Annotated in this window: 16 protein-coding genes; 5 read left to right on the top strand and 11 right to left on the bottom strand. The window is 68.9% G+C overall.

Annotation, left to right across the window (positions count from 1 at the left end; translation table 11 throughout):
• The first annotated feature begins 38 nt into the window (after positions 1-38).
• Both aroQ and F3S47_RS16150 read left to right on the top strand, forming a co-directional pair.
• Positions 39-473 (top strand): type II 3-dehydroquinate dehydratase, encoded by a 435-nt coding sequence (gene aroQ, locus F3S47_RS16155; protein ID WP_150446337.1) that lies wholly within the window; start codon positions 39-41, stop codon positions 471-473.
• Complete coding sequence (locus tag F3S47_RS16150; protein ID WP_150446336.1) at positions 473-1,162, top strand: nitroreductase family protein; 690 nt, start codon at positions 473-475, stop codon at positions 1,160-1,162. The genes aroQ and F3S47_RS16150 overlap by 1 nt, the downstream gene beginning before the upstream one ends.
• Before the next feature lie 6 nt (positions 1,163-1,168).
• Here the strand turns inward: F3S47_RS16150 and ccoS are convergent, their stop codons facing one another.
• From ccoS to F3S47_RS16130, 4 genes are read right to left on the bottom strand one after another with little or no spacing between them, the layout of a single operon-like run.
• A complete protein-coding gene (gene ccoS, locus F3S47_RS16145) occupies positions 1,169-1,327 on the bottom strand; it encodes a cbb3-type cytochrome oxidase assembly protein CcoS (protein WP_150446335.1) in 159 nt (52 codons plus the stop codon).
• Positions 1,327-3,507, bottom strand: coding sequence for a heavy metal translocating P-type ATPase (locus F3S47_RS16140; protein ID WP_150446334.1), 2,181 nt, complete (start codon positions 3,505-3,507; stop codon positions 1,327-1,329). Before F3S47_RS16140 ends, ccoS begins: the two co-directional genes overlap by 1 nt.
• A complete protein-coding gene (locus F3S47_RS16135) occupies positions 3,507-3,953 on the bottom strand; it encodes a FixH family protein (protein WP_150446333.1) in 447 nt (148 codons plus the stop codon). Before F3S47_RS16135 ends, F3S47_RS16140 begins: the two co-directional genes overlap by 1 nt.
• A gap of 1 nt (position 3,954) precedes the next feature.
• The gene (locus tag F3S47_RS16130; RefSeq protein ID WP_150446332.1) at positions 3,955-5,508 is read right to left on the bottom strand and encodes an RdxA/RdxB/FixG family protein; all 1,554 of its coding nucleotides are present in this window, start codon (positions 5,506-5,508) and stop codon (positions 3,955-3,957) included.
• 216 nt (positions 5,509-5,724) lie between these two features.
• Between F3S47_RS16130 and F3S47_RS16125 the strand changes: the two genes are divergently transcribed.
• A complete protein-coding gene (locus tag F3S47_RS16125; RefSeq protein ID WP_191090220.1) occupies positions 5,725-6,228 on the top strand; it encodes a CBS domain-containing protein in 504 nt (167 codons plus the stop codon).
• Between the two features lie 50 nt (positions 6,229-6,278).
• Here F3S47_RS16125 and ccoP read toward each other — a convergent pair whose 3' ends face one another.
• The 4 genes from ccoP to ccoN are packed head-to-tail and all read right to left on the bottom strand — an operon-like array spanning position 6,279 to position 9,885.
• On the bottom strand, positions 6,279-7,205 hold the full coding sequence (ccoP, locus tag F3S47_RS16120; protein WP_150446330.1) for a cytochrome-c oxidase, cbb3-type subunit III: 927 nt from the start codon (positions 7,203-7,205) through the stop codon (positions 6,279-6,281).
• Positions 7,202-7,435, bottom strand: coding sequence for a cbb3-type cytochrome oxidase subunit 3 (locus F3S47_RS16115; protein WP_150446329.1), 234 nt, complete (start codon positions 7,433-7,435; stop codon positions 7,202-7,204). Before F3S47_RS16115 ends, ccoP begins: the two co-directional genes overlap by 4 nt.
• 10 nt (positions 7,436-7,445) lie before the next feature.
• On the bottom strand, positions 7,446-8,270 hold the full coding sequence (ccoO, locus tag F3S47_RS16110) for a cytochrome-c oxidase, cbb3-type subunit II (protein WP_150446328.1): 825 nt from the start codon (positions 8,268-8,270) through the stop codon (positions 7,446-7,448).
• Between the two features lie 13 nt (positions 8,271-8,283).
• Positions 8,284-9,885, bottom strand: a complete 1,602-nt coding sequence (gene ccoN / locus F3S47_RS16105; protein ID WP_150446327.1) for a cytochrome-c oxidase, cbb3-type subunit I — start codon at positions 9,883-9,885, stop codon at positions 8,284-8,286.
• A gap of 180 nt (positions 9,886-10,065) precedes the next feature.
• On the opposite strand from ccoN, the gene F3S47_RS16100 reads away from it, so the two are divergent.
• Positions 10,066-10,905, top strand: a complete 840-nt coding sequence (locus tag F3S47_RS16100; RefSeq protein ID WP_150446326.1) for a universal stress protein — start codon at positions 10,066-10,068, stop codon at positions 10,903-10,905.
• A gap of 24 nt (positions 10,906-10,929) precedes the next feature.
• Here F3S47_RS16100 and fnrL read toward each other — a convergent pair whose 3' ends face one another.
• A complete protein-coding gene (gene fnrL / locus F3S47_RS16095; protein ID WP_150446325.1) occupies positions 10,930-11,661 on the bottom strand; it encodes a transcriptional regulator FnrL in 732 nt (243 codons plus the stop codon).
• A 68-nt stretch (positions 11,662-11,729) separates the two neighbouring features.
• Here fnrL and hemN point away from each other — a divergent pair, with 68 nt between their 5' ends.
• Positions 11,730-13,085: an oxygen-independent coproporphyrinogen III oxidase gene (gene hemN / locus F3S47_RS16090; RefSeq protein ID WP_150446324.1), complete on the top strand. Its 1,356-nt coding sequence runs from the start codon at positions 11,730-11,732 to the stop codon at positions 13,083-13,085.
• A gap of 9 nt (positions 13,086-13,094) precedes the next feature.
• Here the strand turns inward: hemN and F3S47_RS16085 are convergent, their stop codons facing one another.
• Positions 13,095-13,679 carry a helix-hairpin-helix domain-containing protein gene (locus tag F3S47_RS16085; protein ID WP_150446323.1) on the bottom strand — a complete coding sequence of 195 codons (585 nt, stop codon included), beginning with the start codon at positions 13,677-13,679 and terminating at the stop codon, positions 13,095-13,097.
• 55 nt (positions 13,680-13,734) lie between these two features.
• Positions 13,735-15,381: a thiamine pyrophosphate-binding protein gene (locus tag F3S47_RS16080; RefSeq protein ID WP_150446322.1), complete on the bottom strand. Its 1,647-nt coding sequence runs from the start codon at positions 15,379-15,381 to the stop codon at positions 13,735-13,737.
• Between the last annotated feature and the right edge of the window lie 77 nt (positions 15,382-15,458).

The raw sequence follows: 15,458 nt of genomic DNA, 5'->3' as shown, positions 1-15,458 counted from the left end.
CCCGGTCCATAACCCTCCGCGACCATGGCGGAGGGGACATGCCGAAAATCCTGATCCTGAACGGGCCGAACCTGAACCTGCTGGGCCAGCGCCAGCCGGAGATATACGGCTCCGAGACGCTCGACGACGTGGCGGCGGCCTGTGCCGAGACGGGCAGCGAGCTGGGGCTCGAGACCGAGTTCGGCCAGTCGAACCACGAGGGCGAGATCGTCGACCGCATCCAGCAGGCCCGCGGCACCTGCGAGGGCATCATCATCAACGCCGGGGCCTATACCCATACCTCGGTCGCGATCCTCGATGCGCTCAACGCTTTCGAGGGCCGGGTGATCGAGCTGCACATCTCCAACGTCCACGCCCGCGAGCCCTTCCGGCATCATTCCTACATCGCTGCCCGCGCCGACGGCGTGATCGCGGGCTGCGGCACGATGGGCTACACGCTGGCCCTGCGGCGCATGGCGGGGTGGGTGCTCTGATGTTCGCGAAGTCCGATCTCTCCTACGAGCCCATTCCCCTCCCCGACCAGCAGGACATGACGGATGCCGACCGCCGCGCGGCCGCCCGTGCCTACTTCGAGTTCATGTCGACCCGTCACACGGTCCGCGACTTCGCCGAAACCGAGGTCTCGCGCGACGTGATCGAGGATTGCGTGCATACCGCGGGCCGCGCCCCCTCCGGCGCGAACCACCAGCCCTGGCACTTCGCCTGCGTCCGGTCGCCCGATCTCAAGGCGCAGATCCGCGAGGCGGCCGAGGAGGAAGAGCGCGCCTTCTACGACGGCGGCGGCGGGGACGAGTGGATCAAGGCGCTGGAGCCCCTCGGCACCGGTGTCGACAAGCCGCACCTGACGACCGCCCCCTGGCTGATCGTCGTCTTCGCCCAGCGCTGGGGCGAGTTCGAGGACGGCACGCGCTTCAAGAACTACTACGTGCCCGAGAGCGTCGGCATCGCGACTGGCTTCCTGATCTCGGCATTGCATCACTCCGGGCTCGCCTGCCTGACGCATACACCGAACCCGATGAAGTTCCTCAATGGCCTTCTCAGGCGCCCGGCCTCCGAGAAGCCGGTGATGATCCTCGCCGTCGGGGAGCCCGCGCCGGACGCCACGATCCCCAAGGTGGCGACGATGAAGAAGCCACTCGACGAGATCATGTCGGTTCTCTGAGCCGCGCTACTCCTTTGGATGCTCGTCGTAGTCCGTCCGGAGGATCCGGTGCTTGTCGCCCTCGGGGTCGTCGTACTGCCGGGAGCGCAGAGTCCACCAGAAGGCCCCGAGCCCGAGAAGGCCGAGCCCCAGCGAAACCGGGATGAGGTAGACGAGGACGTCCATCAGCGGCTCCGGAGCGCGTTGAGCGAGACCATGATGGAGCTGCTCGACATGGCGATCGCGGCCGACAGCGGCGTCGCGAGCCCGGCAAAGGCGAGCGGGATCGCGATGGCGTTGTAGAGTGCGGCGATCGAGAAGTTCTCGAGAATGCGCCGCCGGGCGATCCGGGCGATCCGCAGCGCCTCGGCCACCCGCGACAGGTCCGGCGAGACGAGAACCACGTCCGCCGCAACGCGCGCCGCTTCGAGCGCCGAGGCGGGGGCGATGGAAACATGGGCCTGGGCGAGCGCACCCACGTCGTTGAGCCCGTCACCGACCATGAGCACCTTGCGCCCGGCTTCGGCCATGCGGGCCACGTCCTCTGCCTTTTCGCCGGGGAGCATCCCGGCGCGCCAGTCCTCGATCCCCAGGCTCTGGGCCAGGTCACGCACCGGCCCCTCGCCGTCTCCCGAGAGCAGCCGCACTGGAAGACCCCGGGTCTTGAGCGTGGCGACGAGCTGCGCCGCGCCGGGCCGCAGGTCGTCGCGGAAGGCGAAGCTCACGATGGCGACACCCTCTCGGGCCAGCACCGTGCCGGACCCCTCGGACCCCAGCCAGTCCGCCCGTCCGAGCTGCACGCGCTCACCGCGGTAAAGGGCCGAGACCCCGTAACCCGGCAGCTCGGTCAGCTCCGTGACCTCGGGGAGCGCCAGCCCCCGACCCTCAGCCGCCGCCACGACGGCCCGCGAGCGGGGATGGTCCGACCCCTGGGCGAGCGCCGCGGCCAAGGCGAGGGTCTCGGCTGGCACGTCCTCCGCCGCCACGAGAGAGGGTCGGCCCAGCGTGAGGGTCCCCGTCTTGTCGAAGACGACCGCGTCGACCTCGGCCAGCCGCTCGAGGGCTGTCCCGTGTTTCACCAGGAGCCCCTGGCGATAGAGCCGCCCGGAGGAGACGGTCGAGACAGCCGGAACGGCAAGGCCGAGGGCGCAGGGACAGGTGATGATGAGCAGCGAGACGGCCACGCCCAGCGCGACTCGCGCGTCGCCGGTCGCCGCGATCCAGACGATGAACCCGACGAGCGCCAGCAGGTGCACCAGTGGCGCATAGATCCGCGCCGCCCGGTCCGCGAGCGAGGTGTAGCGCGACTTCGCCTCCTCCGCGACGGACACCAGATCGGCGAGCCCGTGCAGGAGCGTGTCCTCGCCCACGGCCGTCGCCTGCAGGGTCAGGAGGCCGGTGAGATTGACCTCGCCCGCCCGCAGCTCCGCCCCGGTTCCGACGGGGACGGGATCCGTCTCCCCGGTCAGGAAGGCGCGGTCGATCTCGCTCTCGCCCTCGGTCACGACGCCGTCGACCGGCACCCGCGCGCCGGGACGGACCGACAGCAGGTCACCGACCGCGACCTCCGAGAGCCTCACGGTCTCCGCCCCCTCGGTCCCGAGCCGCAGGGCGACAGGGGACTCGAGCGCCGCGAGTTCGGCGGCGGCGGAGCGCGCGGCGCCCCGCGTCTTCTGGTCAAGCACCCGGCCGGCCAGCAGGAAGAATGTCAGCGAAAGGGCGGCGTCGAAATAGGCGTGCTCGCCGTGATTGATGGTCTCGAAGAGCGACATCCCCACCGCGAGCCCGATGGCCAGCGAAATCGGCACGTCCATGTTGAGCCGGCGGCCGCGCAGCGCGCCCGCGGCGGACCGGAAGAAGGGCTGCGCGGAGTAGAGCACCGTCGGCAGGGCGATCATGGCGCTCAGCCAGTGAAAGAGGTCGCGCGTGGCGTCGGTCGCGCCGGACCAGACCGCGACGGAAAGCAGCATCACGTTCATCATCGCGAAGCCGGCGACGCCGAGCCGCATGAGCAGGTCGCGCGCCGTGCGGTCGCTTTCGCTCGCCGAGAGGGTCGCCGTATCCAGCGGCTGCGCCTCGTAGCCCAGCGCCGCGAGACGCGAGACCAGCGCCGAAGGCTCGAGGCCGTCGGCCACCCGGACCGTCGCCCGCTTGCGGGTCAGGTTGACCCGCACGTCGTTGACCCCCGGCATATCGAGCAGCCCGCGCTCGACGCCGGAGATGCAGGCGGCGCAGTGGATGGTCGGGAGCGCCAGCTGCACCGTCCCGCCCTCGCCCCGCCGGCCCTCGTCCGCGCGACGCGCGATCTCGGGCCCGACAAGGCACCCCGGACAGGCCGCCGGGCCGGTCTGCTCGGCCATGGCCATCAGCGGGTCTCCACCACCAGGCGCTGGCGGAACTCGGTGCCGTCCTGCGCCACCGCCTCGAGCCGCAGGTTCCAGTTCCCCGGGCCCGCCTCGACCTTCGCCCGATGCACGAGACCGTCGAAGACGAAGGCGGGCGACTGGTCCTCCGCCACGCTCGTCGGACGCCCGAAAGTCCCGGCGATCCTGGCGGGTATGACCGGTGTCCCGTCGGGATCGGTGATGCTCAGGACGAGCTCGTCGCCCTCCAGCGCCGCGCCGACCTCCCAGCCCAGCGCCTCCTGCGCCGCGCGGTCGTCGTCGAAGTGCTGCGAGGCGACGTAGGAGTTCTTCACCTCCAGCCCCGGGAAGGTCTTCACCGCCTGCGTCGCCAGCGTCATGTTCACCGCGATGATCACGCCGAAGGCCAGTCCGAAGCCCGCGAGCACATGCTGTCCCCTGATTTCCATCTCAGCGTCCCAATCCGTTGAAGTGACTGTCCTCGTAGGTGCGGTCCCCGTTCGTGAGATCCGTCACCCAGAACCTGAAACCCGTCCGCGCGGCCTCGGCCTGCTCCGATCCCGGGGGCGCCATGACGTAGACCCGCTCCAGCGCCATGCTGTCGGCCGGGACGGTGACCGTCTCGTAGGGCGTGCCCTCGACGTCGAGGTAGAGCATCGGGTCGCCCGAGAGAGTGATCCGGAAGGGCCGCGCCTCGCCGTGCTTGTTCCGCACCCTGATCTCGTAGGCGTTTCGAACCGTCCCGTCGGCCATCTGGACGTAGACCGGGTTGCGTACCGGCGCGACCGTCAGGTCGATGTCGGGCTGCATGAAGAGCGCGAAGATCAGAGCCGCGCCGATCAGCGACCAGAGCGAGGTGTAGACGATGGTCCGGGGGCGGAAGATGTGCTTCCAGATCTTCGTCGGCGTGCCGCCCGCGCGCTCGACCTGCTCGTCCTGGAGCGCGAAGTAGTCGATGAGCCCTCGCGGCTTGCCGATCTTGCCCATGACCTCGTCGCAGGCGTCGATGCAGAGACCGCAGGTGATGCACTCCATCTGCTGACCGTTCCGGATGTCGATCCCCATGGGACAGACGTTCACGCAGGCCATGCAGTCGATGCAATCCCCGCGCGCCACTGCCGGGTCGGGCGAAGGCCAGGCGCCGAGCTTGTTCTCGTGGCCCGGGTAGGGAGTTGGCGGATACTGCCGGCCGGCAGGCTCGCCCGCCGCCTGCGAGACCCGGGCGGCCGCTTCGGCCTTCGCGGCGCTGCGGCGCTTGACGTTGCCCTTGCCGCGCGGTTCGCCCCGCCAGTCCCGGTAACCGATGGTGATGGTGCTCTCGTCCATCATCGCCGCCTGGATGCGCGGCCAGGGGCAGGCGTAGATGCAGACCTGCTCGCGCGCGACGCCGCCCATGAAGACGGTGGTGAAGGTCAGGATCGCCATGGTGGTGTAGGCGACCGGATGCGCCTGCCCGGTCACGAGATCGACCGCGAGAGTCGGGGCATCCGCGAAATAGAAAATCCAGGCGCCGCCCGTCGCCAGCCCGATCAGCGCCCAGACAATGTACTTGGTCACGCGTAGGCGAACCTTCTTGGCCGACCACGGCGCATTCCAGAGCCGAATCCGAGCGTTCCGGTCGCCGTCGATCCACCGCTCGGTCAGGATGAAGAGGTCGGTCCAGACAGTCTGCGGGCAGGCATAGCCGCACCAGACCCGGCCCAACGCCGAGGTGAAGAGGAAGAGGCCCAGTCCCGCCATGACCAGAAGGCCCGCGACGAAGTAGAATTCGTGCGGCCAGATCTCGATCCAGAAGAAGAAGAACCGCCGGTCGGCGAGGTCCAGCAGAACCGCCTGGTTCGGCATCTCCGGCCCCCGGTCCCAGCGGATCCAGGGCAGCAGGTAGTAGATGCCGAGCGTCACGCCCATGATCCACCACTTCATGCGGCGGAAGAAGCCCGAGACTCGGCGCGGAAAGACCGGCTCTCGGGATGCGTAGAGCTTGGGGGCGTCGGAAGCGGACATGGCAATCCCAGAAAAACGACCGTGAAAACTGGGGCCCTTCTACGCCCCGTCCTCTCGGGACCGTTTGATTCAGGTCAAGCAATCACGCTTTCGGCATTCATCGACACGCCGCTTTGACGTTCCGCGAGGGAAATCTAGCTCGCTGCCTCAGTTTCAACGACGACGAGAGGTGCAGACGTGGCCCAGACCGCAGAACAGCGCGCCGGCTCCCGCCTGATGGACCGGCCCGAATATGCCAGCAAGCCCAAGCCCCTGACCCGCGGACCCGACGCGACCGTCTCCGAGGCCGTCGCCGCGATGACCGACAGGAGCTACGGCTGCGTCGTGGTGGTCGATGGCGACGACAAGGTCATCGGCATCGTCACCGAGCGCGACATTATGAACAAGCTCGTGGGCAAGGGCCTCGACCCGACCTCGACCAAGCTGTCGGAGATCATGACCACCGATCCGCGCCTCGCGCGCGAGACCGACGAGATGCTGGACTGGCTGCGGATGATGTCGAACGAGCGGTTCCGCCGACTTCCCGTCGTCGACGAGAACGGGCGGATCAAGGCCGTCTTCACCCAGGGCGATTTCGTGAGCTACACGTGGCCCGACCTGATGGCCCAGATGCGCAATATCGCGCGGGCCCAGTTGTCGAGCAACTTCCACTACGTGCTGATCGGCGGCGGGATCCTGATCTACGTCCTCGCCATGATCGTGGTGCTCGCCGGCAACTGACCAGCGCAGCGGGGCGGGCCGGTCAGGTGCCGGCCCGCCCCTCCGCGGCTCTACTGACCGCCGCCCAGCTGGTGCACGTAGGCCGAAACCGCGTTGATCTCCGCCTGGCTGAGCCCGGGCTGGCGCCATTCCTCCGCCCAGGCCGGCATGACGCCGAAGCGCGAGTTGTGGACTGTCTCCGTCAGCGTTTCCTCGTCCCCGCCATAGAGCCAGATCGCGTCGGTCAGGTTCGGCGCGCCGATGGTCTCGTCGTTGGGGAAGGACTCGCCGCCCTCCTGGAACTCTCGGGTCTGGGCGAGGCTGCCCTGCCCGTCCGCGCCGTGGCAGGAGGCGCACTGGCTGGCGTAGATCTCCGACCCCGCCTCGGCCATCTGCGCATCGTGCTCCTGCCCCGAGATCGCGAGGACGTGCTGCACGACCTGGTCGATCTCCTCGTCGGACAGGATGCCGTCGCGGCCGAAGGCCGGCATCTGCGACCAGCGCGCGTCAGGGCTCGACTCGTTGCGGATGCCGTGGGCGACGGTGTAGGCGATCTCCTCGATCCGCCCGCCCCAGATCCAGGCGTCGTCGACGAGGTTCGGGAAGCCCTTCGCCCCCGCCGCGCCCGAGCCGTGACACTGGGAGCACTGCGCCCGGAAGACGGCCGCCCCCATGTTCGTCGCGTAGCTCTCCAGCTCCGGCGTCTCGTCGAGCGCCACGAGGTCGACGTTGGCCAGCGCCTCGTTCAGATCGGCGTTCCGCGCCTCGACCTCGGCGATCTCCTCGGCGACCAGCGCCCGGGTCGAGTACCCCAGGAGACCACCTGTCGCCCGGTCGACCATGGGCCAGGCCGGGTAGGCGATCGTGTAGCCGATCCCCCAGACGACGGTGGCGTAGAAGACCCAGAGCCACCACTTCGGGAGCGGGTTGTCGTATTCCTCGATCCCGTCCCACTCGTGTCCCGTCTTCTCGGGGACCTGATCGTCATGCTCGCTCATTTGCCGTTCTCCGTCTCGAAGGCCCAGCGGTCGTCCGCCCGGCAGGCACAGCTTTCGCAGCCCTTGTCGCAGGGCGGCCCGTCCTCGTGCCGGAAGGGGACCTGTGCCGCGTCCGCGTGCAGGCCCCGCGAGCCCGGCCGCCAGGCCCAGAGGCCGGCTCCGATGAAGAAGGCGAAGAGCGCGAGCAGAACCCAGCTGTCGGCGATCTCGCGCAGAATGTGATAGTTCATCCCGCCCTCCTTAGCGGCTGGGCTCGGGCGTGAAGGTCGAGAAATCGACCAGCGTGCCGAGCATCTGAAGGTAGGCGACCAGCGCATCCATCTCGGAGATGCCGGGCTGGCCGTCGAAGTTGCGGACCTGCGCGCCCGGGTAGCGGGCGAGCAGCGCGTCGTAGCCGTCCGAGAGCGGATCGGCCTGCGCCGTGAAGTCGGCGCTGGCGTTCTCGATCATCTCCTCGGAGTAGGGCACGCCCACCGCGGCATGCGCGGTAAGCAGGTCCTCGACATGTTCGCCGTCTATGAGCCGGTCGGAGAGGAACCCGTACTTCGGCATCACCGACTCGGGCACGACCGCCTGCGGATCCTCCAGGTGCAGGACGTGCCACTCGTCCGAGTAGCGTCCGCCCACACGGGCCAGGTCCGGCCCGGTCCGCTTGGACCCCCACTGGAACGGGTGGTCATACATCGACTCCGCCGCGAGGCTGTAGTGCCCGTAACGCTCCACCTCGTCGCGCATCGGCCGGATCATCTGGCTGTGACAGACGTAGCAGCCCTCGCGGACGTAGATCTCCCGACCCGTGAGCTCGAGCGGGGCGTAGGGGCGCATGCCCTCCACCTCCTCGATCGTGTTCTCCAGGTAGAAGAGCGGGGCGATCTCGACCACGCCGCCGACCGTCACCACCGCGAGGCTCAGCCCCAGAAGCAGCGTCGCGTTGCGCTCGATCTTGCCGTGGTGGCGGAAGACCCAGGAGTGGTGCGGCAGCTCGTTCGGGACCTTGCCTTCACCCAGCTGGTCGACCTTGGGATCCTTGTCGGGATCCGTCAGCTTTTCGTTCTTGTCGGTCATATCTCGCCCCCTTTCACTCGGCGGCGACGGCCGTGGCGGCAAGGGGCTGCTTCGCAGGCGCCCGCCGGACGGTCATCCAGAGGTTGTAGCACATGATGAGCGCACCGGAGAGGTACATGACCCCGCCCAGGCCGCGGACGATGTACATCGGGAACTTGGCGTCGACGGTGTCGGCGAAGGAGTTCACCAGGAAGCCCTGCGCGTCGACTTCGCGCCACATCAGGCCTTCCATGATGCCCGTCACCCACATCGAGGCCGCGTAGAGAACGATCCCGATGGTCGCGAGCCAGAAGTGCCAGGAGATCAGCACGTTCGAGTAGAGACGCTCGCGGTTCCACAGGCGCGGCGTGAGGAAGTAGAGCGCCGCGAAGGTGATCATCCCGTTCCAGCCAAGCGCGCCGGAGTGCACGTGGCCGATCGTCCAGTCGGTGTAATGCGACAGCGAGTTCACCGCCCGGATCGACATCATCGGGCCCTCGAAGGTCGACATGCCGTAGAAACCGAGGCTGATGACCATCATCCGGATGATCGGGTCGGTGCGGATCTTGTCCCAGGCCCCCTGCAGGGTCATCAGGCCGTTGATCATGCCGCCCCAGCTGGGCATCCACAGGACCACCGAGAACACCATGCCGAGCGTCGAGGCCCAGTCGGGAAGCGCGGTGTAGTGCAGGTGGTGCGGACCGGCCCAGATGTAGAGGAAGATCAGCGCCCAGAAGTGGATGATCGACAGCTTGTAGCTGAAGATCGGCCGCTCGGCCTGCTTCGGTACAAAGTAGTACATCATCCCGAGGAAGCCCGCCGTCAGGAAGAAGCCCACGGCGTTGTGGCCGTACCACCACTGGGTCATCGCATCCTGCACGCCGGCGAAGGCCGTGACCGAGCGCGAGCCCCAGATCGAGACCGGCAGGCTCAGGTTGTTCACCACGTGGAGCATGGCGACGGTGACGATGAAGGACAGGAAGAACCAGTTGGCGACGTAGATGTGGGGCTCTTTGCGCCGCATGATCGTGCCGAGGTAGATCAGCAGGTAGACGACCCAGACGACCGTGAGCCAGAGATCGACGTACCACTCGGGCTCGGCGTATTCCTTCGACTGGGTCGCGCCCAGCAGGTAGCCGGTCGCCGCCAGCACGATGAACAGGTTGTAGCCCCAGAACACGAACCAGGCCGCGTTGCCGCCCCAGAGCCGCGCCGCAGTGGTCCGCTGCACGATGTAGAACGAGGTGCAGATCAGGGCGTTGCCGCCGAAGGCGAAGATGACCGCCGAAGTGTGCAGCGGCCGCAGGCGTCCGAAGTTGGCGTAGCCCTCGGCCCACTCGAAGTTCAGCACCGGAAAGGCCAGCTGGAAGGCGATGAAGACGCCCACCAGGAAGCCCACGACCCCCCAGAAGGCGGTGGCGATGACGCCGGCGCGCACGACGCCGTCGCTGTAGCCGGTCGGCGCCGGCGGCTTTTCCTCGTCGAGCCCGCGGACTGTCCAGATGAACAGGCCGGCGGCGACGGCGAAGACGATCAAGGCATGAACCTGGTAGGCTAGGTCGCGCGCCCAGTTCGCGGCAAGGGCCGCGACCAGGACGACGATGCCCAGGATCGCCAACTTGAACCAATCCCACATGACGTGTGTCCCCTTTTTCGGCCCGGACACGGTCCGCCGGGCTCTCTCTCGTGAAGGGGGTCTCTCACCGCGGCGAGTCGGCCGCCTTGATTCAGGTCAAGGATTTTCGCCGCACCCGCTGGCACCTGTCACCGCGGAGGATGCGGCCAGCGAGCGCCGCGGAAGGGGAAAGGACATGCCATGTCGTACAAGACGATCTCGACCGTGGTGACCGATCGGCAGAGTGACCGCGACACCCTGCACGCCGCACTGTCCCTCGCGGAGACGCTCGAGGCGCATCTCGACGTCTTCGGTCTGGCCATCGACCCGACCCGGTACGAGCCGATGCCCGCAGGGGCCGCGGCGGTCGTCCTGGAAAGCGGGCTCGCCGAGGCGCGGGAGCGTGCGGCCGACCTCTGCGCCTGGGCCGACCGGGAACTGCCGCCGGGCCGCGTCCGCTACGGGACCGAACCGGTCGTGCTTCCGCGTCTCGGGATCGACGGCGGTCTCGGCCGGATGCTGCGCTACTCGGACCTCGTGGTCGCGCGCCGACCCTACGGCGACGGCGCCGGGCCGCTGCACGCGCAGGTTCTCGAAGCCGCGCTCTTCCAGCGTGGCGTCCCCTGCCTCGTCGTGCCCCCCGGCGTCGACGCGATCACCGCCCCCAAGCGCGTCGCGGTCGCCTGGGACGACAGCGATGAAAGTCTGGCCGCCATTCGCGCCGCCCTTCCGCTCCTGATGGGAACCGAGCTCGTGCAGATCGTCATCGTCGATCCGCCTGCGCATTCGCCCGACAGGTCGGACCCGGGTGGCGTGGTCGCCCAGATGCTTGCCCGCCACGGCATCCACACCGAGATCACGATTCTCTCGCGCACGACCACGCGGATCGCCGACGCGCTGCTGCGCTTCGCTGCCGACAAGGAGATCAACCTCTTCGTCATGGGCGGCTACGGCCATTCACGGATGCGCGAAGCCCTCTTCGGCGGGCCGACCCGTCACATGCTCGAGGAGGCCGCGCTGCCCCTGCTCATGGCGCACTGATCCATGAACGGGCCCGGGCAGTCCTCAGGCGGTGACCTCGTCGCCGGTCTGGCGCATCAGCGCGGCCATGTCGGGAATCTCGATCTGCCGCTTGCCGTGCAGAACGATGATGCCCTCGCGCTTGAGCGCGCTGATCTGCCGGCTGACGGTTTCGAGCGTGAGGCCGAGGTAATCGGCCATCGCTTCCCGCGTCAGCGGCAGGTCGATCGTCATGCCCTTGGAGGCCCCGGTGAAGCCCATGCCGATGGCCAGCTCGCGCCGGGCGACGATGGACAGCAGGCTCGCGATCTTCTCGCGTGCGGTCTTGCGGCCGAGGATCAGCATCCATTCCCGCGCGGCGTCCAGTTCGTCGAGCGTCATGTCGAGCAGCCGTTCGCCGATGTGCGGCGTCGTCGCCAGCATCTTCTCGAAGGGCTTGCGGCGGAAGCAGCACAGCGTCACGTCGCTCGCCGCGGTCACATCGTAGGCCATGGTCGTCCGGCCCGGCCGGCCGATGAAATCCGACGGCAGCAGCAGGCCCACCATCTGCGTGCGCCCGTCCTCCATCGTCTGGCTGAGCGTCGCCGCGCCCTTCACCACCGAGGCGACGAAGGTCATGTCGTCGCCGGCCCAGCAGATCGGATGCCCCGCCTCGTGGGTGCGGTAGTACTTGATACGCTCAAGCTCCTGAAGCTCGTCCGACTCGCACCGCGCACAGACCGCGCGGTGGCGGATCGGGCAGGAGTCGCAGCTTTGCCTGACAGTCGTGTCCATCATGCGACGACCCTCCTCGTCTCCGGGTCAATACCTACTCTTGCCTGCCATATCCGAAGGAAGGGCGAAAGATGAACTCCCTCGAACCGCTGCGTCAAATCGGGCTGCTCGATGCCCGCGTCCCCCGGTATACCTCATATCCGCCCGCAAATCACTTCGCCGGCGGCGTGACCGGGCAGACCGTGTCCGGCTGGATGGCCGCGGTGCCGACGGACCACCCCGTCTCGCTCTACGTCCATGTCCCGTACTGCCGCAACCTCTGCTGGTTCTGCGCCTGCCGAACGCAGGGCACCTCCACGAACCGCCCGCTGCGCGGCTACCTCGACCTCGTGCTCGAAGAACTCGCGCGCGTCTCCGAGAGGCTGCCCGCCGGGGTCACGCTGGGCCACATCCACCTCGGCGGCGGCACCCCCACGATCCTGCCCCCCGACCTGCTGAGCGAGCTCTGCGATGCGCTGCACGGCCTCCGCCCCTGGGCCCGCGACGCCGAGTTCTCGGTCGAGATCGACCCCACCGAAATCGACGAGGCCCGTCTCGCCGTCCTCGCCGGCGCCGGCATGACCCGCGCCTCGATCGGCGTGCAGGACTTCGACCCCGAGGTTCAGGCCGCCATCGGACGCCACCAGCCCTACGACCTCACCCGCGACGTCGTCGGGATGATCCGGGCCGCCGGGGTGCGCTCGCTCAACATGGACGTGCTCTACGGCCTGCCCCACCAGTCTCGCGCCCGCCTCGCGGGGTCGATCCAGCGGGTCATGGCGTTGGAGCCCGACCGCGTGGCGCTCTTCGGCTATGCCCATGTGCCCTGGATGGCCAAGCGCCAGCAGCTGATTCCCACGGAGGCGCTCCCCGGACCGGAAACCCGTCTCGACCTCTTCGACACGGCCCGTCACCTGCTGGTCTACGACGGCTACCGGATGATCGGCATCGACCATTTCGCCCGCCCCGGCGACAGCCTCGCACAGGCCGCCGTCGCGGGCCGCCTCCGCCGGAACTTTCAGGGCTACACCGACGATACCTCCACGACCCTGGTCGGCGTCGGCGCCTCGGCGATCTCCCGTTACGCTGAGGGTTACGCCCAGAATCAGCCGACCTCCGCCGCCTACGCCAAGGCCATCGGCGAGGAAGGTCTCGCCATCGCCCGCGGACATGCCTTTACCGAAGAGGACCGCCTGCGCGGCGCCATGATCGAGGAGATCATGTGCCGCTTCGAGGTCGATATCGCGCGGCTCGCCACCGATCTCGGTGTGCCGGCCGCCCGTCTCGAGAGGCTCGCCGCACCGGTGGCCGAACGTTTCCCCGACCACGTCTCGGTCACAACCGGTCGGCTGCGCATCCTCCGGGACGAGGTTCTCGTCGCGCGCCTCGTGGCCAACGCGCTCGATGCCTACGTCATGCCCGAGGGAGCGCACTCGCGCGCCCTCTGACGGCGCGCGTCACTTCTTGGTCTTCTTCCGCGCCTTGGCCTTTTCCGAGGCCGCCTTGCGCAGGTCGTTCAGGGCCGCCTCGAGCCGCGTCCGCGCCTTCTTGAGGGTACGGGCCTGCTTCTTGAACGCCTTGCGGGCCGCCTCCTCGTAGCCGGCGAGGGTATCGGCAACCTTGGTCTCTCCCTTCCCGCCGGAGCCCTTGGTCCCGGACTTGCCCGACGCCTTGGTCCCAGACTTCGCTGAGGCCTTGCCGGAGCCGCCGCCCTTCGCCTTGGCCGCCCCCCCGGACTTCGCCGATCCACCCGCCGCGCCGTTCACCTTGGCCCGGGGCGCGGAGGGTCCGGCGTCGATGGAGGGCGCGGGCGCCGCGTCGGGGGGCACCGCGTCCGCTTCCGGTTCGGCCGGGGCACCGCCCCCGGTCATCGTACGGGCCTCGGCGATGAGCCGCGCCGCGCGCTCGGCCCCGATCCCGGGCACCTCGGCCAGGTCCTCGGGCGAGCTCGCCGCAAGCGACTCAGCCGATCCGATCCCCTTCTGGCGCAAATGGCCCGCGAGGACCTTGCCCACGCCCTTTACCGTCTCGACATCCGTCATGGGTCTTCCTTCCGGTTAACACCCCGTACGGTAGCCAGTTTTCGGGCCCTGACAATCATCCGCCCTGCGCGCGCAGCTCCGAGAGCGTCGCCGACGGGGAAAGTGCCTCCGGATCCAGCACCAGTTCGATCACCGCGACGGTCCCCGCCGCGGTCGCCCGCTCGAAGGCCGCCGGGAAGTCCTCCGTCCGTTCCACCCGCTCGCCGTGTCCGCCGTAGGCCCGCGCCAGGGCGGCGAAATCCGGGTTTGCCAGCGCCGTCCCCGAGACCCGCCCCGGGTACTGCCGTTCCTGGTGCATCCGGATCGTCCCGTACTGGCCGTTGTTGGCCACGACGACGACCGGTGCCGCCCCGTGCTGCACGGCCGTCGACATCTCGTTGAGCGTCATCTGGAAACATCCGTCGCCGGCGAGGCAGACCACCCGCCTCCCTGGATGCGCCAGCGCGGCCGAAACCGCTGCCGGGAACCCGTAGCCCATCGACCCCGAGGTCGGCGCGAGCTGGGTGCCGTGTCGCTTGTAGACGAAGTAGCGATGCAGCCAGGCGGCGTAATTCCCGGCCCCGTTGGTCAGGATCGCCTCCTCCGGCAGATGCTCCGAGAGCCAGCCGATCACCTCTTCCAGCCGCACCGCCCCGGGCGACTCCTTCGGCGTCAGCCAGGCTTCGTAGTCCGCGCGGGCCGCCGCGCGCCAGCCGTCCCGGTCTCCGCCCATCGCCGGCTGGTCCGCCAGCGCGGCGACGAAGTCCGGCGCCTCGGCCGTCACCGCGAGGTCCGGCGCATAGACCCGCCCGGGCTCGTCCGGGTCGGCATGGACATGCACGAGCACCTTGCCGTGCCCGGCGGGATCGAGCAGCGAATACCCCTTGGTCTCGATGTCCCCAAGTCGCGAGCCCAGCACCAGCAGCCCGTCCGCCTCCCGCATCCGCTGCGCCAGCTTCGGGTTCACGCCCACGTTGAGATCCCCCGCGTAGTGCGGGTGCCGGTTGTCCATGTAGTCCTGCCGCCGGAATCCGCAGGCCACCGGCAGTCCCTGGGTCTCGGCGAAGCGCGCGAGATCCCGCGCGGCGGTCTCCGACCAGTGCGGGCCGCCCACGACGACCAGGGTCCGCGCACAGCCCGCGATGTGATCCATCGCCGCCCGCGCCGCTCCGCCCAGGTCCGGCGCGGCCCGTGCCGGGAACGAAGCCGCATCCGCCACCTCCGCCGTGCCCGAGAGCACGTTCTCCGGCAGCGCGAGGACCACCGGCCCCGGCCGGCCCGAGCGCGCCACGCGGAAGGCGCGCGCGACGTATTCGGGCAGTCGCGCCGTGTCGTCGACCTCGGCCACCCACTTGGCGAGCCCCCCGAACATCGCCCGGTAGTCCACCTCCTGGAAGGCCTCCCGGTCCCGGTCCCCCCGCGCGATCTGTCCCACGAAGAGCACCATCGGCGTCGAATCCTGCCGCGCGACATGGATCCCCGAAGAAGCGTTGCAGGCCCCGGGCCCGCGCGTGACGAAACAGACGCCCGGCCCCTGGCCCAACTTGCCCGCGGCCTCGGCCATCATCGCCGCGCCACCCTCGTGACGGCAGACGACATTGGCGATCCCGCTCTCGTGCAACCCGTCGAGCACGGCGAGAAAACTCTCCCCCGGCACGGAAAACACCCGCTCCACACCGAAGCGCCGCAACTGCTCCACCAGGATTTGCCCGCCATGCCGCATCAAAGTCGTTCCTTCCCGTTTCGCCGCCAGACTGTCGCCCCACGCCCCCCGCCGCAAGCCGCCGCCCACCCTCTTCT

The sequence above is a fragment of the Histidinibacterium aquaticum genome, from assembly GCF_008710275.1.
GTDB classification, from domain to species: domain Bacteria; phylum Pseudomonadota; class Alphaproteobacteria; order Rhodobacterales; family Rhodobacteraceae; genus Oceanicola; species Oceanicola aquaticus.
Note: the sequence above shows the minus strand (reverse complement) of the source record. Positions and strands in the feature narration are given on the sequence as shown.

Coding starts and splice junctions, on each gene's coding strand:
- aroQ (WP_150446337.1), top strand. CDS start 39: ATGCCGAAAATCCTGATCCTGAACGGGCCGAACCTGAACCTGCTGGGC.
- F3S47_RS16150 (WP_150446336.1), top strand. CDS start 473: ATGTTCGCGAAGTCCGATCTCTCCTACGAGCCCATTCCCCTCCCCGAC.
- ccoS (WP_150446335.1), bottom strand. CDS start 1,327: ATGGACGTCCTCGTCTACCTCATCCCGGTTTCGCTGGGGCTCGGCCTT.
- F3S47_RS16140 (WP_150446334.1), bottom strand. CDS start 3,507: ATGGCCATGGCCGAGCAGACCGGCCCGGCGGCCTGTCCGGGGTGCCTT.
- F3S47_RS16135 (WP_150446333.1), bottom strand. CDS start 3,953: ATGGAAATCAGGGGACAGCATGTGCTCGCGGGCTTCGGACTGGCCTTC.
- F3S47_RS16130 (WP_150446332.1), bottom strand. CDS start 5,508: ATGTCCGCTTCCGACGCCCCCAAGCTCTACGCATCCCGAGAGCCGGTC.
- F3S47_RS16125 (WP_191090220.1), top strand. CDS start 5,725: ATGGACCGGCCCGAATATGCCAGCAAGCCCAAGCCCCTGACCCGCGGA.
- ccoP (WP_150446330.1), bottom strand. CDS start 7,205: ATGAGCGAGCATGACGATCAGGTCCCCGAGAAGACGGGACACGAGTGG.
- F3S47_RS16115 (WP_150446329.1), bottom strand. CDS start 7,435: ATGAACTATCACATTCTGCGCGAGATCGCCGACAGCTGGGTTCTGCTC.
- ccoO (WP_150446328.1), bottom strand. CDS start 8,270: ATGACCGACAAGAACGAAAAGCTGACGGATCCCGACAAGGATCCCAAG.
- ccoN (WP_150446327.1), bottom strand. CDS start 9,885: ATGTGGGATTGGTTCAAGTTGGCGATCCTGGGCATCGTCGTCCTGGTC.
- F3S47_RS16100 (WP_150446326.1), top strand. CDS start 10,066: ATGTCGTACAAGACGATCTCGACCGTGGTGACCGATCGGCAGAGTGAC.
- fnrL (WP_150446325.1), bottom strand. CDS start 11,661: ATGATGGACACGACTGTCAGGCAAAGCTGCGACTCCTGCCCGATCCGC.
- hemN (WP_150446324.1), top strand. CDS start 11,730: ATGAACTCCCTCGAACCGCTGCGTCAAATCGGGCTGCTCGATGCCCGC.
- F3S47_RS16085 (WP_150446323.1), bottom strand. CDS start 13,679: ATGACGGATGTCGAGACGGTAAAGGGCGTGGGCAAGGTCCTCGCGGGC.
- F3S47_RS16080 (WP_150446322.1), bottom strand. CDS start 15,381: ATGCGGCATGGCGGGCAAATCCTGGTGGAGCAGTTGCGGCGCTTCGGT.